Origin of the sequence: Rhodococcus sp. HM1, from assembly GCF_023218075.1 — a bacterium.
Classification (GTDB): Bacteria; Actinomycetota; Actinomycetes; order Mycobacteriales; family Mycobacteriaceae; genus Rhodococcus.
Map to the genome: position 1 here is coordinate 1 of NZ_JALPTB010000078.1, position 25,824 is coordinate 25,824.

Sequence of the window (25,824 nt, forward strand, 5' to 3'; positions counted from 1 at the left end):
GGGCGGGCGGGTGCCCATCCGCATTGCGTCGATCTGAGTGGGAAGGTATGCGCCCCGGATGATGTCGAGCCACTTCTGGACATCGGTCTTGTGGACGAACTCGGCGTTCGCTCCAGTGCCGGTGGCCTCGAAGAAAGCGTTGAGGTCGAACTCGTCGAACTCACCCTGGTTCGCAACGGCGATCAGCTCGTCGGGCATCTGGTACGTGAACAGCCGCATCTCGGGCAGAGCCCCGTACGGGTTCCACTCGTCGGGGTGGTTGACGGCGTAGTCGAACTTGGCACGCTGCTCATCAGTGTAAGTCCAGTTGAAGATCTGCTCCTCGATGAACTCACCGGTTGCCAGGGCCTTGAAGGGGGTGCCCGACAGGTACAAATAGGCGCGGGTGGTAATTGGGAGGAAGTCGTCCTCGTTGTTGCCCAACTCGTCGAGTTCCTCGTCGAAGGCAACAAGGCCGTCGTTGTACTCGGCGGCGAGTTCCCTCTTCGCGACCTTCTCGTCTTCACCCTCGAACAGTTCCTTGGCGGATTCACGCCAGGCACCGAAGTGATATTCGTCGAAGATCACCAGGTCCCAGTTGGTGGTGTGTACCCATTCGTTCTTGGACTTGATCATTCCGGTCGCCTTGTCACGGCCGAGGAGATCCTGGAATGAACCGAAGTACACCAGCGGTTGATCTCGATTTGCCGCGTGGGGATCTGCGCCTGCTGCTGCGGAGAGGTACTGCCAACCCTGGAAGTCGACATGGGACTTCAGGTCGGCCTGCCATGCGTCCTCGACGGCAGGTTTGAACGTGACGACCAGGATGCGTTGGGCAGCAAGACGCTTGGCGAGTTGGTAGGCGGCGAAGGTCTTGCCGAAGCGCATCTTCGCGTTCCACAAGAACCGCGGCACTGCTTTCGGGTTTTCGCCCCAGAGCGACTCGTAGTACTCACGGGTTCGTTCGACGGCGTGGGCCTGCTCAGGGCGCATCGGGAACGTCTCATGATGCGTGCCGATGAACTTTTTGCCGGTGCGCAGCTCGGTGATAGCGATGCGCACATCGTTGGGAGTGCAACGCATCCATTCGCGTGCCGACCCGAAGATCGGGTTATCGAAGCCCTTCTCGATGAGGCGCTGGCGCACATCGGAGTCACGAAAAGTGGTGCCGTCGTCTCGATCGGCGGGCTCGTCGACGTGCAGAGTGTATGCCTGCTGCATTTGCCCCTGGGACTCGCGGATACGAGTGTTCACATCCGCCTTCGTCGTCTGCCCAACCTTGACGAGCCCTGCATACCCCGCAGGCGGATCATTGGGCGTCCAGGCGTAGATGCGAAGGCGTGCAGATGGCTTTGCAGGGAGGAGCTCGTCGATGTCCCTTGTCATTCGACGGCGTCCATCGGACGAACTACCTGCTCGACGAACGCGATTTCGTCCTCGGAGAGGCCGTAGTAGGTGTAGAGATCGTCGTCCGTCCACTGCTGCGTCCACTCTTGCATTGGGACGAAGCTGTAGACCTTGCGCGTGACGTGCTGACTCGACTTGTTGAGGAGGATAAGGAGGCGCGTTAGTCGGCAGCGAAGGTACGACAGGGCGCTTTCGGCCTCGGCCTTTGAGCCGAAGGGGCCGATACAGAGGTAGGTTTCCGAAGAGACGCTTCCGGGTTCCCCTAGGAACGGCGTACTAATGATCCTGTGAGGATAGGTGTCCTTGTTGCCGGTCCCTGGAGCCGCGTACCCCACAAAAAGCTTCCACTTGTCGATGAGATGGGAACCATTCGGTAGCGACTCCCTGCCGACCCATCCGGTACCGCCGTTCTGGTGAATCCGTAGGTCTCCGGGGCGCTTGGTCGCCTTGCCCTTGAACGTCGTTTCCAGCCCGAACGGCTTTCGGGAACTGACGAGTTGATCGAATCGCTTTCCCTCCGGGAGGGCGAGGGATTGATCCTGCCCGGTCTCGACTGCGATGACCTTGCGAAGAATGGACAGACCTTCGTTGAAGCGGATGAAGACATCCGCACCCGGTTCGAGGAGCGGACGCGTTGCGGTTGTCGTAGGCCAGTCCTTGAAGTGAGTCGTGACTTTACAGAGCCCGGGGTGGTCGCGGTCCCAGAGGAAGTAGCAAACTCCGCCCTTGAGTCCGACTCCTGGGAATACGTCGGACGCGCTGAGGTAGTCGTTGATTGCCCGTATCCGGTCATCGTTGATCATGGACTCCCTGAACTCATCGAGCCCTTTGCCGCCGGCGAACCAGCGTGACGGAACGATCATCGACAGGAAACGCGGTTCCAATTTCTTTGCTTGCTCGACGAACAACTGGTAGATCGGTGCCGCACTTGTGCCGTGCCCACCGTCGCTGAGCTGGTAAGGCGGGTTGCCGATGATGACGTCGAACTGCATGGTGTCTCCGAACAGCTCGGCAATGCGAGCGGTGATGTTGTCGGTGTGGATGAACGCGTAAGCGTGGGTCTCGAGATCGTCGCCACGTGAGTAGTCGTCTTCGCCAGCGCCGCAGTAGACGCATCTACGGTTGGTCTGGACGGTGATCTCCTCGCCGGTAAGCGGGTCGGCACGGAACTCCTGTTTGCCGCCTCCCCAGGTGTGTTCGGTGCGCTCGAACCAGATGTTGCCGTCCTCGGTGGTAAAGGACTTGGCGACGGAGTGCGGGCCATTGGCGAACTTGGAGCAGTAGACGCTGCGGCGGGCCAGGAGCGCGGTGAGCTGGGTGATACCGATGCCATAGAGCTGCCGAGTGAGGATATGGTCGACGCGCTCAGCCAAGTCTGGAATGACGAGGGCGAGACCTCCGATAAGTCTGCGAGCGATCTCCCGGAGAAAGACTCCAGACTTGGTGAACGGGTCCAGGAATGTGACGTTCGGGTTCGCCCAGATGTTTGCGCCGTTGTTGGCATCGGCCCACGCCTCCGCAAGGAGGTCGAGGATGGTGTTCGCCATCTCCGGTGGGGTGAATACCTCATCATTGGAGAGGTTCGCGATGCAGGTCAGGACGTCGGGGTTGTGTCCACGCAGGGTGAAGGGTGCCTGGCTCACGTGGTGCTCACTTCAGCGATGTCGCGAACCGTCATCGTCGGATATGTCTTGGCCGGAGTGAAAAGGTCCTGTCCAAGGTCCTGGAACAGCGATCCCTCCGCCTCATATGCGGCGCGCTGGGTCAGATCGTCGTAGCGGAAGTCGCGGCGCTGAAACTTGCCCTTTCCGAGGTAGCCCCATTCGGGGAACGTGATCGGGCGTCCGCTTGGCAGGGTCATCGTCAGGGCGTCGCCCTGCACGATGTTGACAGCGAGCACGACGCGGGCGGCCCGAGCCCACTCGTCTTCGTCCTCGACGCCGAGGAAGGCGCTAAAGATTTCGGCTAGGTTGCCCCGACACTCTTCGGCGTTATCGGCGAGCAGTTCGATGCCGTAGGTGCACATGAGGGCGAACAGCGCGTAGTGGCGCTTCTCGAAATCACTCTTACCGTGCCGAGCCTGCACGGTGGCGAGTTTGCGAGCGAGGACAGGAATGAGGAAGTTGCCAGCCCCGCAGGCAGGTTCCAGCACGCGCGAATCGATGCGCTCGGACTCCGCCTTAACGAGGTCAAGCATGTCCTCCACCATCCAGGCAGGGGTGAAGACCTCGCCGTGGTCGATGACGCGTTGCTTGGACTTGACCAGGCTCTCTGCGTCGCGCAGGTTCATTGGGCGTTCCTCATTTCATGTTCGTCTCCGTCAGATTAAGCGCCCGCCCAGAGAGGGCGGAACTCGCCCGATAAACCTGATGAGTTCGTGCGTGCTAGCAGACAACAGCGACCTACCGCAGGTGGCGCGCATCAGCATGCAAGGTGTTGAGTTCGTTCCGGAGTCCTCGCCAACACCTATCGATGCCGGCCCATCAGAACAAGGTTCCTTGCGAATCCCCCGGATTGATCTTCGCGTGGAGCAGTGATTCTGCGTCATACCCGTCCCGCAACGCCTCACGGATGGCGAGAGACCGCTCGTAGCGCGTGCGTCCCTGTCCGTCGAATAGTGCATGACCGGCCAGCCGGCCGAGAGCGATCGCGTAGCGCACGTTCTCGCTGTGCGTGGACTCCACCAGATGCTCAGGCCCGACGCGCACACACAGCGGCTCATTGCACTTGTGCTCGCAGACCACATCCGGCGCCAGAGGCCCATGCACCAGTTCCACCGAGAAGCGATGCGCGAGCATCGTGCGTTGCCGGTTCTGTCGCTGGAAGTTGAACCGGCCGTACCCGTCGGGCGCACTGATCGCACCGACCCAGTACCAACACGTCGGGGACTTAATGACCTTCGACCAGAACGCCGCGATGTTCGCCTTCGACGGGCGGAGCGAGTTGTCCACCACCCGGACCCGTCGCGTCCGGTCCTCCGACTCATCAGCGACGAAGTCGACATCGAGCTCCGGGAACCCGATGTCGAGCGCGGGCTCCACATCGTCACTCATGACCGCAGCATCACGACGCCGCAGGCACCGTCTGCTTGTCGTCGGATGATGGTGCAGCAGACTCGGTGACACCGAGATCCGCCTTGGCTTGCATGATGAGCTTCTTCGCCTCGCGGGTGCTCACGCCGAGCAACGGTGCCAGCTCCGAAGCCGACGCGCTGCGACTGAACGTCACGATCGCTTCCGCGTACTCGCGCAACAGCGACGATTCCTGCTCGCGCTCCTGCGGAGTCAGCGTCTCCACGCCGGCTTCCATCTCCCGCTGGATCTCGGCAATCTTCGCCGCGTACTCCTCTTGGATCTTCTTGATGCGACGATCCCGAGTCTGCTCGAGCCGCTCGATCTTCTTCAGCGGAGCCTGTGCCCGCGAGGCGACCGCTGCTTCGAGCTTGGAGAGCTTGTCCGTCGCTTCGTGGATGGGGCCAGCCAACGCTTCGAGTTCCGCCTGACGAGCGAGCAGTCGCTCTCGCTGGCGGCGGGCATTCTCTCGAACGTTCGGCGTCGTGTGCGGACGAAGTGAGCGGCGAGATGCCGATTGGGACGTCGAGGCCATAGGCCGCAGTGTAGCGGCTCGACGCGGTCGCGGGGAGGCCGACGACCGGAACCGAAGGCGCTCCATCGACGTCCAGATCCGATCACCGCACGGACAAACCGTGACGCTCACGTGCCTAACACACGCAGCTCCGCTGCTCTGACAGGACCTCGATGGTCCTGTCAGTACTTTTGGGACGAACTCCGTTCGTCCCAAAAGTCTCTACACACCTCATGCACTAAAGGTGCGACGTGGCATAATCGGCGCCGTGATGACCGTCCACAAGCTCAATGCTGGGGACGGCTATGTCTATCTCACCAAGCATGTCGCCAAGGGCGACGCCACCGAGTCCCGCAAGCCCGATGCGGTCGATTACTACGTCGCGAAGGGCACTCCGCCCGGCATCTGGTGCGGCAAATTGGCCGAGAAGGTCGGTGTCGAGGTCGGCACCGAGGTCACCGAATCTGCGATGCGATCGGTGTTCGGTGCGGCCCGCACCCCGAACGCCTTGGACACCAGGCCCGGCCCCGGAGCGTCGGACGAAGTGCACCTGAACTGGTCCAGGGAGACCGCCCTCGGTCGGGCGTTTTCGTGGTTTCAGAACAGCCAGGAGTACGTCCACGACGTCGAGGAACTGTGCACCGCGTACAAGGCGCAGCACGGCGAGTACCCGACCACCGAGGCGAAGAAGGACATCCAGTTCGCCACCGCCCGCAAGCACCTGGGCCGCGAAAACGGTGAGAAGGCGGACCTGCTCAGCGACGAACAGGTGTGGCAGTTCATCACCGAGAAGTACAACAAGGCGCGTCAGCCGGTGGCCGGCTACGACCTGGTGTTCACCCCGATGAAGTCCATCTCGTTGCTGTGGGGCCTCGGCGACACGCAGGTCAAGGCCGCGGTCGAAGAAGCGCACAAGCAGGCCGTGGACGAAGCGTTGGAGTGGATCGAAGATCAGGTGATCTACACCCGCCGCGGGAAGGGCGGTGAGCGCAAGGTCAAGGCCGAAGGGCTGTTGATCGCCCGGTTCGATCACTTCGACAATCGCGCTGCGGACCCGAACCTGCACACCCACAGCGCGGTGCTCAATCGTGTCTATGCCGAAGGCCGATGGACCACCATCGACGGGTCGATTCTCTACAAGGCGAACGTCGCGGCGTCGGAGAAGTACAACACCCGCGTGGCCGATCTGGTGGCCCGCAAGCTCGGTGTCACCTTCGCCCCGAGAGCGGATACGGCGGTCGGCAAGCAACCGGTCTACGAGGTCGACGGCATCCCACCGTCCCTGATCGAGGAGTTCTCCCGCCGCGCCGCGATCGAGGCACGCCAGGAAGAACTGGCCCGCGACTACAAGACCCGCTACGGCAAGAATCCACCGAAGAAGGTGCAGTACGTCCACGCGCAACAGGCCACCCTCGACACCCGCAACGCGAAGAATCCCCCACGTTCCCTGGCCGAGTTGCGGGCCGAATGGCGTGAGCGGGCCGAGGCGATTCTCGCCGGGAACAATCCCGCAGAGCTAGTCGAATCTGTCCGCGGTGAACGTGACCGCCGACCGGTGTTGACTCCGCAACAGGTGCCGGCCCTCGTCGACGAGGTCGTCGAGACGCTCTCGCACAAGGTCGGGTCGTGGACGGTGTTCTCGGTGACCGCCGAGATCGAGAGACGACTGCGAGAGTTCAGTTTCGCCGACGACGAGCAGCTGCGCGCCATTCACGATGATGCACTCGAACTCGCCCTGCGCGACTACTGCCTGCCCATCGACGTCGAGGAATACCACCTGCCCGAGCGGATCAGCGACCGCGTCGAGCGGGGACGGCGGCGCAGTCTGCTGGTCGATCGCGCGCAGATGCGCTACACCGCGCAATCGGTTCTCGACGCCGAGGACTTCATGCGCCAGCAGGCCGACACCGGCGACGAACACACCGTGGATGACCGGATCATCCGCCGCACGTTGCGCCGGATCGAGCAGGCGAACGGGCACGAGCTCGGTGCCGATCAGCTCGCGATGATCACCCACTTCCTCACCGCCCGCACGCGTGTGGCCGTGGCGGTCGGGGCGGCCGGCGCCGGCAAGACCACCGCGGCCACCGTGATCGCCCGCGCCTGGGAAGCGGTCAACGGAAACGTCCTCGCCCTGGGGCCGTCGGCCCGGGCCGCCGAAGTGCTCGGTGAGGAAATTTCGGTGGAGGGACGCACCATCGCCGACGTGCTCACCCGCCACCGCGTCGGCATCCCGACCGGCATCGGCAGGGGTGATCTTCTGCTGGTGGACGAGGCGGGCATGGCCTCGGCCCGCGACCTGGCGGACCTGACGCGCATCGCCACCGACGCCGGGGCGGTGGTGCGTTTGCTGGGCGATCCGCAGCAGCTCGCCTCCGTCGAGGCCGGTGGTGTGTTGCGGGATCTGGCCGATCGCACCAACGCCCCGTTCCTGCGCAAGGTCCACCGTTTCGCCACCGTTGGTGAGGCCGAGGCGAGCCTGCGGTTGCGCAAGGGCGATGTGACGGTGCTCAAGTGGTACGGCGAGAACAATCGCATCCGGCAGGGCATGGCGCACGAGCTGGCCGATCTGGTCTTCGACGCCTACGTCGCCGACGTCGAGGCCGGCCAGGTCGCGTTGATGGTCGCCCCGACCAACGATCTGGTGCGCCAGCTCAACGAGAAGGCCGCCGCCTACTACCGCGCAGGCGGCACCGTCACCGGCCCCGGCATCGCCCTCGCGGACGGTCTCGAGGCCGCGGTCGGGGACGTGGTGGTCACACGGAAGAACAATTCCAAGTACGTCGTGAAGGACTCCGACGGCAAGAAGGCCGGTCGGGTGAAGAACGGCGACCTGTGGACCGTGGCCGCAATCGGCGCCGACGGCTCGCTGCGGCTGCGCAACAACATCAGCGGCGGGCAGGTCACCGTCGCCGCCGACTACATCACCGATAACGTGCAACTCGGCTACGCGACCACCGTGCACCGCTCGCAGGGCATGACGGTGGGAAGCTGCCACGTGCTCGCCGGGGCGAACATGGATCGCCAGTCGCTGTACGTGGCGCTCAGCCGCGGCAAGCACACCAACATCGTCTACGCCGCCCACGACGAGCTGCCCGACTGGGACTTCGAACATCACCCCGACGAGCATCCCGGTGCGATGGGGTTGCTGGCGAAGATCATCGCTCGCGACGGCTCGCAGCGCACCGTGCATCAGATGATCGAGGACGAACAGCGCAAGGCCGCGTCCTGGTCGACGATCACCAACAGCTACATGCTGGCCCTCGGGGAGCTGTACGAGGACTACACCGAACAGCTGCTCAGCCGGATTCTCACCGACGAGCAGTTCGGCTGGGTGCACGGCCTCGGCGGGTGGGATCAGATCGTCACCTACGTCGCCCGGTCGGAAACGTTCGGCTGGGACACCGAGGCCCTGCTGCGCCAGGCAGCGTCGGTGATGAGCGCCGAAGGCAAGGCCGGGCGGATCGACACCGACCGCAACTCCCCCGGCCGGGTCATCGCCCGCGCCCTGAAAGAGCGCATCGATGCCGAGGACGGAGCGCGGCTGCCGCGCCGCCGCACCGACGCGGTGGCCGCCTACCGCGTGCCCGCGCTGACCGAGGCCGCGGCCGACACCGATCCGATCCTCGCCGCCTACGCCCGCTCGTGCGAGCAGCAGATGCACGCGTTCATCGACTCCTACACCACCGCCGCACTCGAACGTAGCGCCCCGTGGATCGTCGCCGTCGGCCAGCGGGGAACGGACCCTCGTCGGGTGCGACTGTGGGAAACCACGGTGCGGGAAATCGCGATCTCGCGGGTGCTGGCCAACGCATCCGACGACGAGAACGATCCGATGGCGCACATCCGCGAAGCCCGGAAGTCGACCCTCACCGCGAACATCGCACGGTTGCGCCGGCCCGAACAGGCCACCGACGAGGTGGTCGGTCCGTACGCCCGCTACACCGACGCCGAACTGAATTCGGCACGGGCGCTCAGCCGGGGCCGGCTCACCGAAGACGCGATGTTGCTGTCGTTAGCGAAGGACGAGCTCGACCGGGCACGAGGCGAGGCGTCCGCTCTCGGAGCCGTCGAGCGGTCCCTGGCGCAGGTCGAGATCGACGAACGCAACATCGCGGCGGTGCGTGCTGCCCGCGCCCGCCTCGACGCGTTGACTCGTTCCCCGCAGGCCACCGAACAGCAGATCGATGCCGCTCGCGCCGCCGTGGCCGCAGCCGAACAGGTGGCACCACTCGAGCGTCGCTGGGCCGTGATCGAACGCGGCGCCCAGCACTACCGGGCTGCCGAAGCTGCCAAGGCCCGCGCCCGCGCCACCGACGACCAGGCCCTCGGCCGAATCACCGACCGCATCACCCGACTCGAAGAATCGATTGCCACCGAACGCACCATCCTCGGTCAGATCGACGCCGAACTCGCCCGCCGCAACGCCGGCGGAACCGACTACACCACCGGCAACCCGACGCGACAGACCCAGGCGGACTCGTCGGCGAACGCCCCTATCGACCGCGACCCGCTCGAACACGACACCGGTCCAGAACGGGAACTGTAAGCCCGCCGGCTACGACCCCCGACCCCGAATGGCACAAGGAGAACAACGATGGCGGACAACGACCAGAAGCGACGGTTTCTGCGCAACCGCGGACGGTCGGCCCACCCCACCGACGCCTCGATTCCGCCGTCCTCGGAGACCGCGGCCCCGGCCGGTGTGCCGGCGGTGCCGCAGCGCAGGCCGGCCAGGGCGCAGGCCACCCAGGACGTTGTCGACCTCGTGGGTTTTCTCCGTGCAGCGGAGAATCGACGCGCTCAGGGCCGGCCGGCACCCACACCGAAGTCGATGCGCGACGTTCTCGGTGCGTTCCGTGGACAGCCCGCGCAGCAGACCACCATCCAGGTTCTGGCAGCGGCAGCCACCACTCGACACCTGGGCGCGCAGTCGCGGAACACCCGCAGGTGGGAGCGGTTGGCGCAGGCGAATGCTGCGCGACTCGAAGCGCTGCGAGCGCAGCAGTACCGACAAGAACAGCAGCGGTATGTACAGGTGCAGATGCCCCCGGAGGAGATCCAGCGGCGCATGGCCGAGAAAGAAGCCGCCGACCGGGACAGCGACAATCGAGCCTTCGACGCAGCCGCAGCTCTCGCGTTGAGTTACGTCGCCGCCAGGAGTGTGCCGTCGTTCGACAAGCTCGCCGAACTGTCCGAACAGCACCTCTCGGTTGAACGGGCCTCGGAAGTGCCGGAATCGGTGACCGAATCCTTCGCCCGCGCCGCCGACGCCGACACCGTAGAGATGAACTTCGACAAGGCCGCGGACAGTTCGCCCGCGTTCAGCGGCCCTGATACACGAACCGAACCGGCCGTTGCAGTCGAAGACGGTCACGAAGCGGATGTATCCGACCAGCTCGAACGGGTCGAAGAACCCGTACCCACGAACCGCGGGGATCTGGGCAAGATCGGAGCGGTGCTCGAGTCCGCCGGCCGAGGTCTGGCCACCGCGGTCGGTCCGATCAACGGTGACGACGAAGTCGCCCCTCCCCTGTCACCCGTCAATCTGAACCAGCTCAGTCAGGAACTGCTCGATGCGATCGGTGCTGCGATGAGCAGTCACCCCCGGTCGGTGACCGAGATGCTCAACACCGAACGACGACCCGACCACACCAACGAGGCCGCGTTCGTTCCCGACAATGGTGTCGAACACAGCCAGGAAGCGACACTCTCGTACTGACCTGTTCCCGTCCCGATAGGGGGTAGTCGGACCGTGCTCATCGCCTCGGGTGTCCGTTACGCCTGGTTACGGACGTAACGGTGAGGTAACTCGCGCACGATCTGCGTACAAAACCAGAACGAAAGATCGATGCCTGATGAATCCCACTCCCGGTTGGTATCCGGACCCCGCAACCCCCGCCCAACTCCGGTGGTGGGATGGGCGGAACTGGACCGAGAAGACAACTGCTGCGCCCGCCCCGAGCACCACTAGCCCCGTGGACACCATGGGGAACACCGGCCCGGTCATAGCGACCCCGGTCATAGCGACGACGAGCAATCCGATCGCACCATCCGCAGCCCCGGCCGCGTCGACGTCCACGACGAACTACATGCCGAATCTGATCGGTGCTCTGGCAGCAAGCGTGGGTATCGTGATCGGAAGCATCGGACCGTGGGTGAGTTTCATGGCCATGTCCAAGAACGGCATCAGCGGTGACGGGGCGGTCACCTTGGTCCTGGGCATTGTGTCCATGATCGCGATGTTCTCGATCCTGTCCCGCGGCGGAATCTCGCGCATCGGAGACCGATGGATCGGCGTCGGCGCCGGGGTCATTTGCCTGGTGATCTCCATCCCGAACATCATGAACGTCACCTCGGCCACCACGGAGGTGTTCGACCGGACCATCGGAGCGCAGGTTGGATGGGGACTGTGGCTGACCGCGCTGTCGTCGGCAGTGTTGTGTCTGACGGGACTGACTGTCGCCAAACAAACCCGCAGGAAGTAACACGCTCGCTCGCAGCCCCATGCACTCTGGCGGCGGTACCGGCCGCATCGGAACTGACCTGCAGCCCCCGGCACGCAGTCACACGCCGACAACGAGGAGTGTCCCCACCGAGCGGGGGTAAGGCCGTCTGCGGGACCGCGCCGACGACGGCACCCTCACCTGCCGCGACCCCCCACTTGCCGACGGCCCCTTGGACAGGGCCAGTTTCATGCCACTCCTTCCAATGCCTCGTCCCGGCCCGGCGCGGCCGAGGATCGTCGTGTCGTCGCTCGGATCACTGCTGTCTCCTAGTCGTGCTGGCTGATGATCTTGTCGACCAGCTCGGGCGGAACCGGGTCGGCGGGCATGGCGGGCCAGCCCATGAAGCTGCGATCGGATTTGGCGTTGGCCATCGGTCCGGTGTCGCCGTCGAGGATGACCCTCAGATGTGGTTCGAGGTGCTGGATCCACCACGAGGACATCGCGGACATCGAGTCCGACATCCGTGCTTCTTCCCAGGCTTGGTGCAGCGCGGTCAGGCGGGCGACGACCTCCGGGTAGGCCCACCACCGCGGGTCCCAGGACAATCCACCGTCGTTGTCGCTGATCCGGCGGCGGATCACCGGCAGGAAGAATCCGTTCACCCAGTCGATGACGTTCGTGTACTTCGGCTGCTTCTTCTCCTGCTCCGGATGGGTCGCAGGCTGCGAGGACTCCGGGACGATCGTGTGCTGAGGCTGCGTCGAGGGCTCCGGGACGGCCGGTTGCTCGGTCGTGTCGGCTTCGTCTCCGTCTCCGGCGTCGTTGCCGGTATCCCATCGATCGTCGGTCGTTCGGGGCAGATTCACCATGCTTATTCCTTCGACATGAACTCGGATGTGAACAGGGCAGCTGTGCGGGAGGGCTCCACGACCGGCTCGTCAGCCACGGGTGCCTGTTCCGGCGTGTCGTACTGGTCGTCCTCCCCTGCGCGTCGCGGTGGACGACGGCCTGCAGCCGGCTGTTCCGGTACTCCGTACTCGAAGCCGTCCGCGAAGGTCATCGGTGAACGGTCGGTGACCGGCCGATCGGATTCCCCGACGGGCAGGGCTTTTTGCTGGGCGGGGCCGAGCTGCTTGCTTTCCTGCTTGGACTGGCGGATCTTCTCGGCGAACGGGGAGCCACCCCAGAACGCTTTGCGGACCAGGATCGGGGTGGAGCCACCGATCGTGACGAGGGCGCGGGTTTTCGGCAGTGCTCGAAGGTCCCGCTTTTCGAAGATGGTTTCCTTCTGCCAGCTGCTCGACACGCTGGCCTGACTGCTGGAGAAGAAGCCGGCGGGGCGACTGCGGGATTCGGTGTCGACGTAGTGGGTGCCGACGGCATCGACCAGGCCGGACAGGAATGCGTCGTCTTCGACGTTGCCGCCGTACCAGATCACGCTGCACGCATCGACCATGGCTTTGAACGCTTCGCGGCCCCAGACCTTCTCGCCCTGGGAGGGGGACTGGAAGAAGGTGATGAGGATGATGCCGCGGCCACCGAAGTGTGAGTACCAGCGGGGCAGGTCCTCGATCTTGCAGATGTTGGCGGCCTCGTCGAGCACCGCCGTCAGCGGGAGCGGCATCCGTTCCGATTGCTGCTGCTCGGAGTATTCCTCGGCGCAGGTGAGGATCTGGCCGACCAGGGCACTCGAGATCGCCGAGGACGAGCCGGGCCCGTCCTTCGACATCGCGTACATCGTGTCGGTGCGCTTGACGAACTCGTCGGCGAGGAATTCCGGCAGGTCGTGAACGCGGCGGCCGGGGGTGACGGTGACCTGGCCGTTCGTGTCGGTGCCGATGACCACCCGGCGGTTCGGCAGGACCGCGTCGGCGTAGCGAGGTTCGTCCAGCGGGGACAGGAAGCGGCGGGCCATGTCGTAGAAGCCGTCACGTTGTTTGGCGTTGACGGCCTGCTTGCCGCGCATCGTGCGGGCGAGTTCCGGGTAGCCGTACTGCTCAAGCACCGCCGGGGGAATCTGCGACTGGGTGTGGGTCAGCCACTCGACCACATGCCGGATGTCCCCGCCGGCCAGGGCGGCGGCGAGCAGGTAGGAGGCGAACAGGTCCCGGGCGTTGCCGTCGAAGTAGGCATCGACGCCGGCGCCGGCGTCGGTGGCGGCGGAGATGAAGTAGCCGCACACCGCCGCAGCAGAGGGCAGGTCGGTGACGGTGCGCAGCGGATCGAACCAGAAGCTCGCTCGCTGCTGCCGGTTACCGGTGGTCACCCCTTGCAGGTCGAACACCCACACCCGCCCGCTCTGGCGGCGGAGACCGACGGTGTGCGAGTACACATCGCCGCGGTTCGAGGCCACCAGCGCCGCCCCCGGGGCGTGGCAGATCGCCGGGATCGCGAAGCCGGCGGATTTGCCCATCCGGGCGCCGGCGAACGCGATCGCCACGAACTCCCAGGTCATCCGCACGGTGCGACCCCCGACCACGGTGTCACCGAGGGGGATGCCGAGGTAGCCGGGATGGTCTTTCGGGATCGCGGGGGCGAGCCGGTCGGTGGAGGCGGCGAGGTACTTCGGGTCGGCCTCGTCGACCTCCTTCGGGTCGACCATCGTGCGGGCGAGACGATCGATGCGCTTTTCGAACTGCTTGCCCTCGAGCGTCTCGAGGACCCCGAACCGGCGCAGCGCCCACCAGCTCGCGCCGGCGACCACCGCCAGCAGGACCAGCTCGACACCGAGGACGATGGTTGCCCCGGCCGGCCAGCTCGTCGCCCCCAGTGCCAGAGCGAACAGCAGGCCGACGGGGTTCCACGTGGGGCGGTTTCCCCCGCCGGTGTTGTAGGCGATCGTCGGCAGGTACGCCACGACCACCAGGACGGGAAGTGCCTTGAGGAACACCTCGTCGGCGCCCGCGGAGGTGCGGGGCCGGTCGCGCCTTGTCTGTGCCATGGTCGTCCGCCTCTTCTACTGCTGGTATCGGTAGTCGGTCAGGCGCCACCCGTCGTCGGTGCGGACGGTGGTGGTGCGCCAGAGTTGCGGGGTCAGGCGGGTGCTGCGCCCGCTCGCGTGCAGCACCGTCTGGGTGCAGGTGACGTCGATGACCACGGTGCGCATTCCGGCCGGGGCGGCCGGGGTCGACTCGGCCCGCACACAGGTCGCGGCCACCGCGTCCTTCGACGCCGCCCACTGCTGCCAGTCCGCATCCGGGCGTACCTCGGCGCGGGTGCCGGATTCGGCGACGGCGAGCAGGTCCCCGCCGAGATACGCCGTGGCCCGGATCAGCGCGTCGGCCTTGCTCTCGTCGACGGCGGGCTGCCAGGACAGGATCATCTGCATGGCCGTGATCGCGGTCTGGTCGGCGTCGATCTGCTGGGGCGAGAGCGGCTCGATCACCTGGTGGTCGTCGCTGCCCTCATGAACGTGCTGGTCGCGGGTGGTGTCGCTGCCGCAGCCGGCCAGGGCGACGGCGGCCGCGGTGCACACCGCTGCGACGGTGATGCGTGTGATCCTCACGGGCGTACCTCTTTTCACTGGTTGCTCATCGCCCGGTACTGCGGTTCGGCGGCGATGATCTTGTCGGCGTAGGGGCGGGTCTGGACCACGTAGTCGGTGTGCCCGGTCGGGAAGCCCCCGGAGGCCAGGACCGCGCCTTCGCCGGCGTTGTAGCCGGCCAGGTACAGCTCGGTGCGCCCGTTCGGTGCGGAGACCACCCCGTCTGCGATCGCGTCGTCGATGGTGGCGGCGATGGTGCACATGTAGTGGCCCTGGGCCATGACCGCATCGCCGATGCTGTTCACATCGACCTTCCCGTCGCCGTCGTAGTCCTGGCCGTAGGACGCCCACGTGCCGGGCATGAACTGCGCCGGTCCCCTCGCCCCGGTCACCGACACCGGAGCGTCGGTGCCGTGGCGGAAGCCGTTCTCGGCGGCGAGCTGGGCGGCGAGCAGCGACGGCGTGATCTGCGGGCAGAGCGATCCGGCCCGCTCGAGCCACGGCGCGAACTCGTCCGGCACGGTGCCGTCGGCGAGCCGGTCGCCGATGCCTTCGCCGGAGATGAGGCAGTCGGCGGCCGCGGCGGTGGCGTTGCCGCGGCCGCCGGGCAGCGATCCCCACGACACCAACCTCTCGTCGGTGCCCTGACCCCGGACGCTGATGTGCACGTGGTCGTAGTGGTTCTGGGTTTCGCTGCCGCGGTCCTCCATCTGGCTCGGGGCACCGCCGGCGGGGTAGTAGGTCTGCCGCCAGATCACGTATTCGACGTTGAAGAACTCCGCATTGGCCAGGATGTAGTCGGTGATCTCGTCCCCGAGGGCCACCCCGTCGCCGGAGCGGTGGTGCGGGATCATCACATCGATGGCCCGGCCTTCGGTGTGGTCGGTGGCGTAGCCGCCGTCGGCGCGCCACCCGCCGATACCCCCGATCCGGTCGCCGAACGTCAGGTGGGCTGCGCGAGCGACCTTTTTTGCATCGACCTGTAGGCCCTGCTCGGAGCCGGCCGACGGCGGCAACGGCTGCGCCAGATTCCCCTGGGACGGGGCCGGCGGCACCGGGGTGGTCGGCCCGGCCGAGGACTGTCCCGGGGCGGGGGCGGCTTCGTAGTACGGCAGCGGATCCACCGCTTCGGTGCCCCAGCCGCCGGGCCAGAGTTCCCAGTGCAGGTGCGGGCCGGTCGACTGGCCCCGGTTGCCGAGGGTGGCGATCTGCTGACCGGCGCGGACCTGCTCACCGACTTCGACGGTGTAGGTGTCGATGTGCCCGTACACGGTGGACACGATCTGCCCACCCTGCACGTGGTCGAGGACCACCCACTGCCCGAACCCGCTGGCGGGGCCGGCATGGCGCACCACCGCGTCGGCCGAGGCATAGATGGGGGTGCCGACGGCGCCGGCCAGGTCGATGCCCTGATGCTGGGTCCCCCACCGCTCACCGAACCCGGAGGTGAGGGTGACGGCGGAGGGATCGACCGGTTTGAGGAACGAGCCCCTCGGTGCGAGCCGGTCCCCCGACCCCACACCCGAACCGGGGCCGAGGCAGGTCGTGCCGTTCTCGCGGTCTTGTTCGTCCTGGATCCCCATCACCAGCACGAGGAGCAGGAAGAACGGAATGAGCGTAAGCGCCAGGATCAGCGCGATCAGCCCGGTGCCCCCCTTGTCGGTCACCGCAGACTCAGATCCTCGGCGAGGGCTGCGTGCTTGCGCACCAACGCCCGGTTCAGCTCCTGCGCCATCGCCAGCTCCGCCTCCAGGGCGGCGACTTGCTGCGGGGTACGGCGGGGACGGCGGCCGGAGCGGTTGACCCAGCCCCGCACCGTCGTCTCGGCCACATCCAGCTGCGCCGCGGCGGCTCGCGTTGCGGCGGTGAAGCTGTCCCCGGCCTGCATGCGCTGAAGGACCGCCTCGATCGCGGCCTCACGGGTGAGGTCATCGACCAGGGTGTACCGGCGAGTGCCGGGACGGCCACGCCGGCTCATGCTGCGAACTCCGTGCCCCGGTCTTCGTCGGCGGCCCGCAGACGGGCATCGGTGTCGTGAATCCCGGAGTCCTTCTCCGCCTGGGGCACCCACACCTTGAACGGGGTGCCCGGTGTCGCGCCTTCGCCGAGCTTGAGCAGGAAATGCCCGACTCCGGCCGCGGTGCGCGTGCTGTCCGCCACGCCGGGAGCACCGTCAGCCGAGGCCAGCGCCTTGCGGCGGGCTTGGCGCAGTGTCTTCTTCTCGTCCACCGAGGAGGTGGTGTCGTTGGCCCAGCCGGTGACCATCGCGCGTTCTGCCTGCGAGAACTTCATGAACCGGCCGAGGCGGTCGAGTTCGGCCTCGGGGACCGGGCCGATGATCCGGGCGCGGGAGCGTTCGATCATGCCCAGCGCGCCGACCTTCTCGAAGTCCGCGAGCGAGTGGGTGACCAGCGTCATCGCCACGCCCATCGACCGCTGCAACCGCTGCACCGCGTCCAGGCGCGCCACCGCCGAGCTGCCGGTCTGGATCACCTGCCACACCTCGTCCAAGATGATGTGCGCCGCGATCGACTTCGCGCCGGGCACCTTGTTGTCGGCCAGGATGTGCGCCGCCTCCACCGCCGCGAACGCCTCGTTCCACCCGGCGAGCAGCACCGCAGCCCGCATCAACTCGTCCCCCGGCGGCACCGAGGACATGTCCAAATCGACCATCGGCTTGGTGATATCGATCCGCACGGTGCTGTGCCGGTTGAAGGTCTCCCCGAACCGGCCCTTGACCAACGCGCGCAGCGAGCGCAACAGCGGTTTGATCTGACCGCGGTATTCCTCGGCGGTGTCGGCCACCGCGTCGTCCCTCAGCTCCTCGGGGCCGGTCGAGATCAGCGTCAGCAGGTCCTCGATCCGGGCCGCGTGGTCGTTGTCGAACTGCGAGCCCGGTGCGTAGAGCAACCGGATCGCCGAGGCGAGCAGGGTTTCCTCGAAGTCCTTGAGCGGGCCGCGGCGGACGATCTCGAGCAGCGCGCAGATCATGTTGAGCTGGCGGGCGTGCAGCGCGAACTCGGCCTTGTCCCGTTCGAGGGAGCCTGCGGGGAGCTGTTCGATCGCGTCGCCGATCGGGCCGCGGTCGAGCGGGTTGATCGCGCCGGTGCCGTAGCCGACCTCGCTGACCTGCCCGCCGACCTGCTCGGCGAGCACCCGCAGGTCCGGCTTGACGTCGCCGGGCACGAGCACGAGCGTGCCGCGGGCGATGTCGCCGAGGGCGATGCGGCGCAGCAGGGTGGATTTGCCGAAGCCGTTGAGGGCGCAGATGAAACACGACGGGGCGGTGATCGCCTTCATCGTCCAGGCGTAGAGCGGATCGAAACCGACGGCGGCGCCGGTGGTCAGGTGCCGGCCGAGCGGGGTGCCCAGCAGCGGGGCCTTCGCGCCGACGATCCACGGGTAGATCCCGGCGACCTGCACACTCGTGCCGCGGTATTCGACCGGGGGCATCACCGTGGACATCCGTCCCCCGCCGGGGCCGTCGAATCCGCGGGCGTCGAGATCGGCGACCTGTCGGTCGAAGCCGTCGGTGTTGATTCGGGTCAACCGCTCCACCGTCGCCCGGCGACTGTACTGGCGGGTGACCAGGCTTTTCTTCCATGCCTTCTTGAGTCCGGTTGCGGTGGCAGCCTGCTCTTCGAGGCGGGAGAGCTCCTCGTCCGACAGCAGAGTCTTGGCGATCTTCTCCGCTGTGAGCAGCCGCGACGATCTCGTGGCGTTGCGTGCACTCATGCCTATAGCCCTTTGCGTGTCAGTTGCTGAGGAAGCTGGGAATGGTGGTGTGGTCGGGGGCGATGACCCCGACACCGAGACAGGCGGCGAAGGCTGCGGCCTGCCAGCACCAGGAGCGGCGGATCGTCAGCCGGCTCTGGCGCGAGAGGTCTTCGATGAGGGCGTCGATCTTCGGCACATCGGCGCTGCCGGCCGGTTCGGTGACGGTGATGAGCACCCCGAAGCGCACCATGCCCGCACCGCGGGCCTGCTCCATGCGGGCTTGCGAGGTGGCGGCGACCTCGATCTGCGACTTGGCCGAGGCGATCGAGCCGTTCTTGAGCGAGCCGCCGTGGGCCTCGGCCATCGCGTTGCGGTAGTCGCGGTCGGCGATGTCGGTGGCATCGCCGGCCGAATGCGGCCGGTAGAGCACCGACACCCGCTTGAGCGGCACCGCCTCGTTCGGCGCCAGCAGGCGCGCCAGCACCCGTTCGGTCACCGCGCCCTTGGGGGCCTCGCGCATCTCCCAGGTCACCGAGACTGCGCCGTCGTGGACGTATTTGCCGCCGTCCGGGCTTTCGTGGGCGGTGCGGGGACCGCAGTCCTCCCAGGTCAATCCGGTGCCGTCGCCGGAGTGCAGGCAGGTCTCCACGTCGACGAGCGAGGCCGGGTCGTAGGAGCGGCGCACGAACGCCATGATCTCGTCGGCGTCCATCGGTGAGCACGGCACACCGGACCGTGCCGCGGCCGCGGTCAAGCCGGGAAGCCGGCGGCCGAGCTCGACGGCCTGCTCGGAGGGGTCCTGCCTGCGCTCGGTGGTCTGGGCCTCGAAGGTGATCGCGATCCGCGCAGCCAGACGGATACCGCCCGTGGTCAGCCCGGTGGCGAGCTGGTAGGCCGCGTCGCGGGCCAGCTGCGGGGCATCGGCGCGGGTGTTCTGGTGGACCGTCTCGTACAGCTCGATGCCGGTCTCGGGCAGGGTTTCGACGGTGGTGACCACCGCGAGGATGTCCGAGGTCTCCCCCGCCGCGGACAGGAACTGCGCCCAGTTGCCGACGTAGTGGTCGATCACGTCCTGATCGACGGCCTCCGCACCTTGCGGGTAGGCGTCGAAGACGACCGTGTAGGCACCCCGGCTGGGCATGTGGATCATCCCGAAGGTGCGCCCGTCCGAATCGATGCCCTCGTACAGCTCGGTGTCGGCGAGCACCCCGGGCAGCCGGTACGCCCGGCCGGGAACGCGGGAGAACGTGCCCGAGGCGTAGGTGTGCTCACCGCGACGGCGGCCGCGCCAGAACTGCAGTCGCATCAGTGCCCTTTCGTAACCGGAACGCCCGTCACGGGAGATGACCAGGGGGATGAAGCACACGATCACCGGGATCGCCAGCAGCAACGACACCCGCAGGCCGAAGAACAGACCCGCGATGATGACGGTGGCTGCGGCGGCGATCGCGGCGATCGAGGTGCCGAAGGTGGCACCGAGCAGGCCCGTTTCGCGGGGTCGGCGCCAGTTGCCGTAGGTATGGAAAGTCGGTTCGCCGCTCATTGCTCGAATCCCCCTCGGTGGAATTGGTGGCCGGCCCCCGATGCGACAGGGGCAGCGGAGGCTGCGTTCTCCGGCGATCCCTCGCTGGGGGTTCCGGTCGCATTGCCACCGGGTTGCCCACCGGCTCCCCCACCAGAGGCACCCGAGGTGTTGCCCTGCGGAGTTCCTTGCTGATTGCCCGCCGGGCTTGCACCTGCGGCACCGAAGCCGACCGGGGCACCGGAGGGAGGAGCCCCACCCCCAGGAGGCGAACCATCGTCATCGCCTCGCTTCGTCGCAGTGAATGCTGCGCCGGACACTGCGCCACTGGCACCGCCGCTGGCGATCATCCCGGCGGTTTTCGCGCCCGCACCGACCACACCCGCCAATCCCGCGGCGGCCGCCAGACCGCTGCCGCCGCCACCGAGTGCGCCGATGTTCGGGACGATCAACCGCATCAAGGACGGCAGGACCAGGGCCGCGGCGCACAAGGTGATGACCCCGGACAGGGCCATGAACCCGTCCCCGTTCTCGGGATCGGTGATCGTGGGGGTGGCCTCGAGGAACAGGATCGCCGAGACCCCGATCACGAACGCCCCGACCGGTTTGACCAGCAAGAACGCGATCGTCCAGGCCAGCATCTTCTCGAATGCCTGGCTGCCGACCTTCGTGCCCCCGGCCGCACCCGCGATCGGCAGTGCCGCGGCCATGAGCACCAGGATGCCGGTGCGCAGCAGCATCAAAAACGCCATCACCACACCGCCGAGCATCCCGATGAGGCCGATCAGAAACAGCAAACCGACACCGGCCGGACCCGCATAGAGCTGGATCGTCACCATCGCTTCGGCCAGGCGGGACGGATCGGAGCCGACCGCACTGTCCATGAACCAGGCCGACACCTGATCGGCCAGACGGGTGCCGAGCACGATCATCGTCGTTGCTCCCCCGGCGAGCACCACAGCGCGGGCCAGTTGTTTCAGGCCCTCTTCCGAGGTGTCGCGGATCGCCCCCGACCGGGCCAGCGCCAGACGCCCGCCGAGCAGGATCAGCGACAACGACAAGGCGGCGACCTGGATGTAGAAGGTGTAGTCGTTGACCGTGGCCACGGTCCTCTGGAAGGTGTCCCCGTCCATCTCGGTGCCGGTGATCCACCATCCCAGCGCGAACTTCAACACCGCCACACCGGCATTACCGATCCACAGCGCGGTCTTCTCGACCGCGCCCGCAGCGGCCTCATTGATGCCGTCTTCGATCGCGCCCGTACCGGCATCGACGACGTTGCCGGCTGCGTCCACGCAGTCGGGAATGTCTACATCCAAGACCATCTCGCCCAGCGCGCCGACGACGTTCCCGGCGGTGCTGGCGCAGCTCAAGGCCCCAGCACCCGTTTCCAGCCAGTCGAAACCCAAGTCCCCCTCGCCCTGTTCCTCGACCTCGGCACTGTCGATGCTGCCCCCGGACGAATCCCCCGAGGGCTCGGAGTCCTGGGCGAAGGCCGCACCCGCTGCGCCGATGCCGACGACCATGACAGCGCAGAGCACGGCAACCAGCCGAAGAACGACTGGGGGCAGGCTGTAGTTCACCACCACTGCTGCCACCCTTCGGACGACACCGGCTCGAACTCGGTACCAAAAGCGGTCGAGTCCAGCTGGACAACCCAACCGGTACCCTCGCGCCACACCACCGGAATCTTCACCACCCTGATCTCGGTAGCCCCGTTCGGCCGCTCGACGGTGGCGCCGAACTTCACCAGGGTCAGATCGGGATGGAAAGTCACGTTGACCATCGGCATCACCGCAGTCGGCGTGTCGTCGGCCAGCTTCACTCCCGACAACTGTCCGGTCGGGTCCGACACCCGGCCTGCTTCGGTGACCATCTCGACCCGGTTGTCCCCGGCTGCGACGTACCCGATGTAGTGGGCTGCGGCGAGCGCCGCTCCCTGCGGGGTGCGGGCAAAGCCGGTGGCCACACCGTTGTCGGTGAATCCGGTGGGGCCGTCGGAGGTCGAGAACGGCAGGTCCATGTTGCCGTGGATGCGCTGGAGCATCACCCCACTCGGTGCCTGCTCTGCGGGCCGGTTCCCGGTGGCGAGGGTGTCGGAAAGGATCACCCCGTGGGGGTCGAGCGGCACGTAGATGACGCGGTGGAGCTTGTCGAAGACGGGTTCCGGCATGAACTGGAGGTCGTCGAGTCGGGCGGTGGCCCCGTTGTCGGTGGTCGGGTCGAGCGAGACCAGCGGTTCGGCATCGTCACCGCGGAAGAGCATCACGATGCTCAGCACGAGACCGACGACGACGATCACGGCCACTGCCGCCAACCCGATGGTGAGTTTCGTTGCTGCCGAGGCGCGCTCGTTCTCGGCGCCCTCGAGTGAGGAAGTGTTCGTGTCCCCGGTCTGGCCGGTGGTGTTCTGCTCGGTCACTTGCGGGTCTCCTCGAGGTCGACCAGCTCCGACGGCAGCGCGTCGAGGGCGGTGATGGTGGCGGTGTCGTTGCTGGGCAGGTTCAGCCGCCAGTCGTCGTCGATCCACACCACCTGGGTGGTCGCGGAGGCGAGCGAGTCGTCGGAGAACCGCTGCACGACGTCGACGGTGGCGGCGGTGTCGCTGTAGTCGGCGAGGGTGTAGCCGACGATGGTCGGCACCATCTCGGGGTCGGTGCCCGACATCTCCACCAGGGAGCGGTGGGCGGCGTAGAGGTCGCGGCCTTCGCCGGGGGCGGCCACCCCGGAGAGAATCTGCGACCAGGTGCGATCGGACGCGGTGGCCAGCTGCACCGACTGGGTGATCGCCGCCAAGGCCGCACCCTGCGGGGTGTGGCTGAACCCGGCGAAGGGCTCCCACTCACCGCCTCGCGGTCCGTCGGTGGTGCCGATCGGCACCTCGATGCCACCGACGGTGACCCACCGGCTGATCTGCGGCGGATCGGTCAGCGACACCGGGCTCTCGCCTGTGTCCGATCCCCCGCAGCTGGTAGCCACCAGCGCCACCGCGACCACCGCGGCTCGCGCCCACCGACGCCTCCTCATTCGTTCTCCTCGTTGCCGGATTGCTGCTGTTGCTGGAGCTGTTCGAGCTGCTCGATGACGGTCGGGGAATGGCCGCCTCCGAGCTGGTGGGCCTGGGGCCCCTGGGCGGTGGCCAGCAGGATCGTGGCGAGGGTGGCGGCCACACCGCCGGCGAGGATCGCGCCGATGTTCGCCGCCAGGAACTCCGCGGCGGTGGGGGATTCGAGACCGGCCCCGTGCTTGTGGTCCCACGCCAGGCGTGCACCGACGAAGATCACCTTGGCCACACACAGGAGGAAAACGATCCCGGCCGCGTAGCCCAGGAGCGTCTGGAACCCGTCGAGGACGTCGGGGGGCGGGCTGACCACGCCCTGTACGAACACCTGCATCGATCGCCCCGCCTTACGCCGCGCTGGTGACGGCGCTGAGGATCTGGTTGGCGGAGATGGCGACGATCGCGCCGATGAGGGCACCGACGAGCATCTTCGGCGAGTCCCCCGAGCCGTGCTGCCACTTCTCCCACGCGAACTTCCCGCCCGAGAAGATCAGGGCCGCCACGCACGCGAGCGTGACGCCCCACAGCAGCCAGTTCAGCAGCTTGAGCAGCCCGTTCGCGCCCGGCGGCACCTCCGGGTTGATGTCGAAGTCGACCGAACCTTGTGCGAGATACGCAACGTCCACGACGGTCTGAAGCATGACGTGTCCTCCGTGTCTTACTGCCCCGACCACAAGGCGGGCAGGCTGGATTGGATTGCCGTGACGATGCCGACGCCGGCAGCGATCACGTCCTCGGGAACTGCGATCACGGCTCCCTTGGTCCGAATCGGCACGCCGTCGAGGGCGCGCCAGGTGGGCAGGCTCGACCGGGCCGCCGAGGCCAGGAAGCAATGCCAGCCGATCGCCCAGTGCGCAGCCACCGCGCCGGTGACGATCGAGCGCAGCTGACGCACATCCTTCGGGGGCTGACCGGGCGCGTTCGCGACGGTGACCAGGCCGAGCAGCTCGCACGCCAACCCGCGGTTGCGGTGCTCGAGGATCAGATCGTGGGCGCTGGACAGGCCCTGGATGGTTTCCCGGCAGACCACCACCACATACGGCGATTCGGTCTCACGGGCGTCACCGCACGGCCACTGATGCCGCGCATCCTCGGCGAAGTCCCAGTACCGGGCGAGGGTGGAGACCCCGGCCCCGCCGTGCGCGCCGAGCAGCCACACCGCCGGTCCGGGCGCAGCCACCGGGTACGGATCGACCCGCACCTCGACGCTGGTGCGTTCGCGGGTGTTCATGCCAGCTCCCCCGCCCCGGCCTGGTGATCGGTGTCGCGCTGGCCGGCCTCGATGCGGCCCAACGCGTCGAGCACGTCGGTCCAGGCGTCGATCGACCCGGCCGACAGGCGGCGGTGATCGACGGTGCCCGGCCGCGCCAAGCTCGCATCGAAGGGCACTTCGACGAAGCCGGCGACCAGTGGGGCCAGGTCCTCTCGGATCGGGGCCAGATCCACCAGACGGTGCGGCATCTGGTGCGAGATCGACACCACCGTGCGCGCCAGCACGCGACGCCCGTAGGTGCCGATGAGCCATTCGAGACCGGTACGCATCCGGGCCAGCGGTTCCGAGCGGGCCGGGGCGACGATCACGATCGCGGCCCCGGCCTCGAGCAACGGGGCCAGACGCCGCGAGCGCAACGCTGTTCCGACGTCGTGGATGCGGGCCAGATGCCGGTCGGCGAGCAGGCTGTCCACCAGCGCCGTGTCCGTGGCGTCGCCGTGACCGACGACCACGGCCCCGGCCGTGCTGAGCGCCATGCGGGAGCCGAGCTGGCGGATCGCCCGGGCCGGGTCGATCGGTTCGACGCCGACCCGGTCGAGCAGGTTCCCGCCGCCGAAGGTGCCGTCGATCGCCGCGACCTGTGCATCGGTTCCCAGGCGCAGGGCGGTGGCCAGGCCGAAGCAGGTGGTGGTCGCAGCCGCGCCCCCGGAGCCGGCCACCACGATGGCCGAGAGGTCTTCGGGTTGCTCGAGTTTCGGGCTACGACGCAGTGCGACAACGTTGTTCATCGATTCTCCACGTTCGCGATCGTCAACCCGCCGTCGGCGGGCAGGATGGTGATCCACTGCTTGTGGATGCCTTCGTCTCCCACGGGCGGGAACTTCAGCAGCACATCGACCGACCAGCGGTTCGGGTCCTCGGTCGGCAGCACGCTCACGCAGTGCTCGGTCCCGACCGGAACGGCGTCGATGAACGACTGAATATCGGTGCCGGGCAGGACCATCAGCTCCGCGACGGCCGTACCGTCCCGCTCGACGTAGTAGGCGTACTCGAACGCCTGGATCACCGCGGGGCCGGAATCGCGGCCGCCGGGACCGTTGCCGACGACCCGGCCCGGTTCGGTGACCGGGGCGCACCACGCCGGAGCCGCGACCGTCGACGTCGAGGTGGTGGACGAGGACACCGCCGTCGGCGAGGGCAGCGGCGGCACCTGCGGTTCGTCGGTGGTGCCGACCGTCGCGGTGACCACCGCCGCGGAGACCACCGCCAGCACCGCGACACCGCCGCCGCCGAGCATCCAGGTGCGGGATCGATCGGGGCGGGCGGTCGCGGCCGCAGAGGCGCTGTCGGTGACCGGCTGGGTGGTCGTCTCCTCGACGACCTCGACCGGAGCCGCAGCCGGAGCTG

The 25,824-nt window shown here is 67.1% G+C and carries 22 protein-coding genes and 2 pseudogenes; 4 read left to right on the forward strand and 20 right to left on the reverse strand.

Translation table 11 applies throughout. The features are described 5' to 3' along the window. The 5 genes from M1M07_RS27585 to M1M07_RS27605 form a co-directional block, all read right to left on the reverse strand. The coding region (locus tag M1M07_RS27585; RefSeq protein ID WP_248676219.1) for a DEAD/DEAH box helicase family protein at positions 1-1,365 on the reverse strand (1,365 nt) is incomplete at its 3' end. Further along, the gene (locus M1M07_RS27590; protein ID WP_248676220.1) at positions 1,362-3,029 is read right to left on the reverse strand and encodes an Eco57I restriction-modification methylase domain-containing protein; all 1,668 of its coding nucleotides are present in this window, start codon (positions 3,027-3,029) and stop codon (positions 1,362-1,364) included. The genes M1M07_RS27590 and M1M07_RS27585, both read right to left, overlap by 4 nt. After that, positions 3,026-3,676, reverse strand: a complete 651-nt coding sequence (locus M1M07_RS27595) for a restriction endonuclease subunit M (protein WP_072812515.1) — start codon at positions 3,674-3,676, stop codon at positions 3,026-3,028. The genes M1M07_RS27590 and M1M07_RS27595 overlap by 4 nt, the downstream gene beginning before the upstream one ends. Positions 3,677-3,869: 193 nt before the next feature. Next, positions 3,870-4,439 (reverse strand): HNH endonuclease, encoded by a 570-nt coding sequence (locus M1M07_RS27600; RefSeq protein ID WP_248676221.1) that lies wholly within the window; start codon positions 4,437-4,439, stop codon positions 3,870-3,872. A gap of 10 nt (positions 4,440-4,449) precedes the next feature. Continuing rightward, complete coding sequence (locus tag M1M07_RS27605) at positions 4,450-4,869, reverse strand: hypothetical protein (protein WP_248676222.1); 420 nt, start codon at positions 4,867-4,869, stop codon at positions 4,450-4,452. 373 nt (positions 4,870-5,242) lie between these two features. Here M1M07_RS27605 and mobF point away from each other — a divergent pair, with 373 nt between their 5' ends. The 4 genes and pseudogenes from mobF (at position 5,243) to M1M07_RS27620 (ending at position 11,459) form a co-directional block, all read left to right on the forward strand. After that, a complete protein-coding gene (gene mobF / locus M1M07_RS27610) occupies positions 5,243-9,520 on the forward strand; it encodes a MobF family relaxase (protein WP_248676231.1) in 4,278 nt (1,425 codons plus the stop codon). 48 nt (positions 9,521-9,568) lie between these two features. Then, entirely contained in the window at positions 9,569-10,693 is a 1,125-nt protein-coding gene (locus M1M07_RS27615; protein ID WP_248676223.1) for a hypothetical protein, read from the forward strand. A gap of 136 nt (positions 10,694-10,829) precedes the next feature. Then, positions 10,830-10,925 (forward strand): annotated as a pseudogene (locus tag M1M07_RS33250) (DUF2510 domain-containing protein); the annotation flags it as partial. A gap of 138 nt (positions 10,926-11,063) precedes the next feature. After that, positions 11,064-11,459, forward strand: a complete 396-nt coding sequence (locus M1M07_RS27620; protein WP_072812568.1) for a hypothetical protein — start codon at positions 11,064-11,066, stop codon at positions 11,457-11,459. 287 nt (positions 11,460-11,746) lie between these two features. Here the strand turns inward: M1M07_RS27620 and M1M07_RS27625 are convergent, their stop codons facing one another. The 15 genes and pseudogenes from M1M07_RS27625 to M1M07_RS27695 form a co-directional block, all read right to left on the reverse strand. Further along, positions 11,747-12,289 (reverse strand): DUF4913 domain-containing protein, encoded by a 543-nt coding sequence (locus tag M1M07_RS27625; protein WP_248676224.1) that lies wholly within the window; start codon positions 12,287-12,289, stop codon positions 11,747-11,749. Between the two features lie 2 nt (positions 12,290-12,291). Beyond that, entirely contained in the window at positions 12,292-14,361 is a 2,070-nt protein-coding gene (locus M1M07_RS27630) for a type IV secretory system conjugative DNA transfer family protein (RefSeq protein WP_248676225.1), read from the reverse strand. A 15-nt stretch (positions 14,362-14,376) separates the two neighbouring features. Then, positions 14,377-14,925 carry a hypothetical protein gene (locus tag M1M07_RS27635; protein ID WP_248676226.1) on the reverse strand — a complete coding sequence of 183 codons (549 nt, stop codon included), beginning with the start codon at positions 14,923-14,925 and terminating at the stop codon, positions 14,377-14,379. A gap of 14 nt (positions 14,926-14,939) precedes the next feature. Next, entirely contained in the window at positions 14,940-16,571 is a 1,632-nt protein-coding gene (locus tag M1M07_RS27640; RefSeq protein ID WP_248676227.1) for a peptidoglycan DD-metalloendopeptidase family protein, read from the reverse strand. Further along, positions 16,568-16,882: a hypothetical protein gene (locus M1M07_RS27645; protein WP_210063300.1), complete on the reverse strand. Its 315-nt coding sequence runs from the start codon at positions 16,880-16,882 to the stop codon at positions 16,568-16,570. The genes M1M07_RS27640 and M1M07_RS27645 overlap by 4 nt, the downstream gene beginning before the upstream one ends. After that, positions 16,879-18,639, reverse strand: coding sequence for an ATP-binding protein (locus tag M1M07_RS27650; RefSeq protein ID WP_248676228.1), 1,761 nt, complete (start codon positions 18,637-18,639; stop codon positions 16,879-16,881). The genes M1M07_RS27645 and M1M07_RS27650 overlap by 4 nt, the downstream gene beginning before the upstream one ends. Positions 18,640-18,658: 19 nt before the next feature. After that, entirely contained in the window at positions 18,659-20,164 is a 1,506-nt protein-coding gene (locus M1M07_RS27655; RefSeq protein ID WP_248676229.1) for an SCO6880 family protein, read from the reverse strand. Further along, positions 20,161-21,741, reverse strand: coding sequence for a hypothetical protein (locus M1M07_RS27660; protein ID WP_228287262.1), 1,581 nt, complete (start codon positions 21,739-21,741; stop codon positions 20,161-20,163). Before M1M07_RS27660 ends, M1M07_RS27655 begins: the two co-directional genes overlap by 4 nt. Continuing rightward, complete coding sequence (locus M1M07_RS27665; protein ID WP_029547247.1) at positions 21,723-22,565, reverse strand: hypothetical protein; 843 nt, start codon at positions 22,563-22,565, stop codon at positions 21,723-21,725. Before M1M07_RS27665 ends, M1M07_RS27660 begins: the two co-directional genes overlap by 19 nt. After that, entirely contained in the window at positions 22,562-23,170 is a 609-nt protein-coding gene (locus M1M07_RS27670) for a hypothetical protein (protein ID WP_040273361.1), read from the reverse strand. The genes M1M07_RS27665 and M1M07_RS27670 overlap by 4 nt, the downstream gene beginning before the upstream one ends. Beyond that, positions 23,167-23,538: a hypothetical protein gene (locus tag M1M07_RS27675; protein ID WP_040273363.1), complete on the reverse strand. Its 372-nt coding sequence runs from the start codon at positions 23,536-23,538 to the stop codon at positions 23,167-23,169. The genes M1M07_RS27670 and M1M07_RS27675 overlap by 4 nt, the downstream gene beginning before the upstream one ends. 13 nt (positions 23,539-23,551) lie before the next feature. Next, the gene (locus M1M07_RS27680; protein WP_040273366.1) at positions 23,552-23,845 is read right to left on the reverse strand and encodes a hypothetical protein; all 294 of its coding nucleotides are present in this window, start codon (positions 23,843-23,845) and stop codon (positions 23,552-23,554) included. Positions 23,846-23,862: 17 nt separating this feature from the next. Further along, complete coding sequence (locus M1M07_RS27685; protein ID WP_248676230.1) at positions 23,863-24,435, reverse strand: DUF6668 family protein; 573 nt, start codon at positions 24,433-24,435, stop codon at positions 23,863-23,865. After that, entirely contained in the window at positions 24,432-25,205 is a 774-nt protein-coding gene (locus M1M07_RS27690) for a hypothetical protein (protein ID WP_102032075.1), read from the reverse strand. Before M1M07_RS27690 ends, M1M07_RS27685 begins: the two co-directional genes overlap by 4 nt. Continuing rightward, positions 25,202-25,824 (reverse strand): annotated as a pseudogene (locus tag M1M07_RS27695) (hypothetical protein); the annotation flags it as partial. The pseudogene M1M07_RS27695 and the gene M1M07_RS27690, both read right to left, overlap by 4 nt.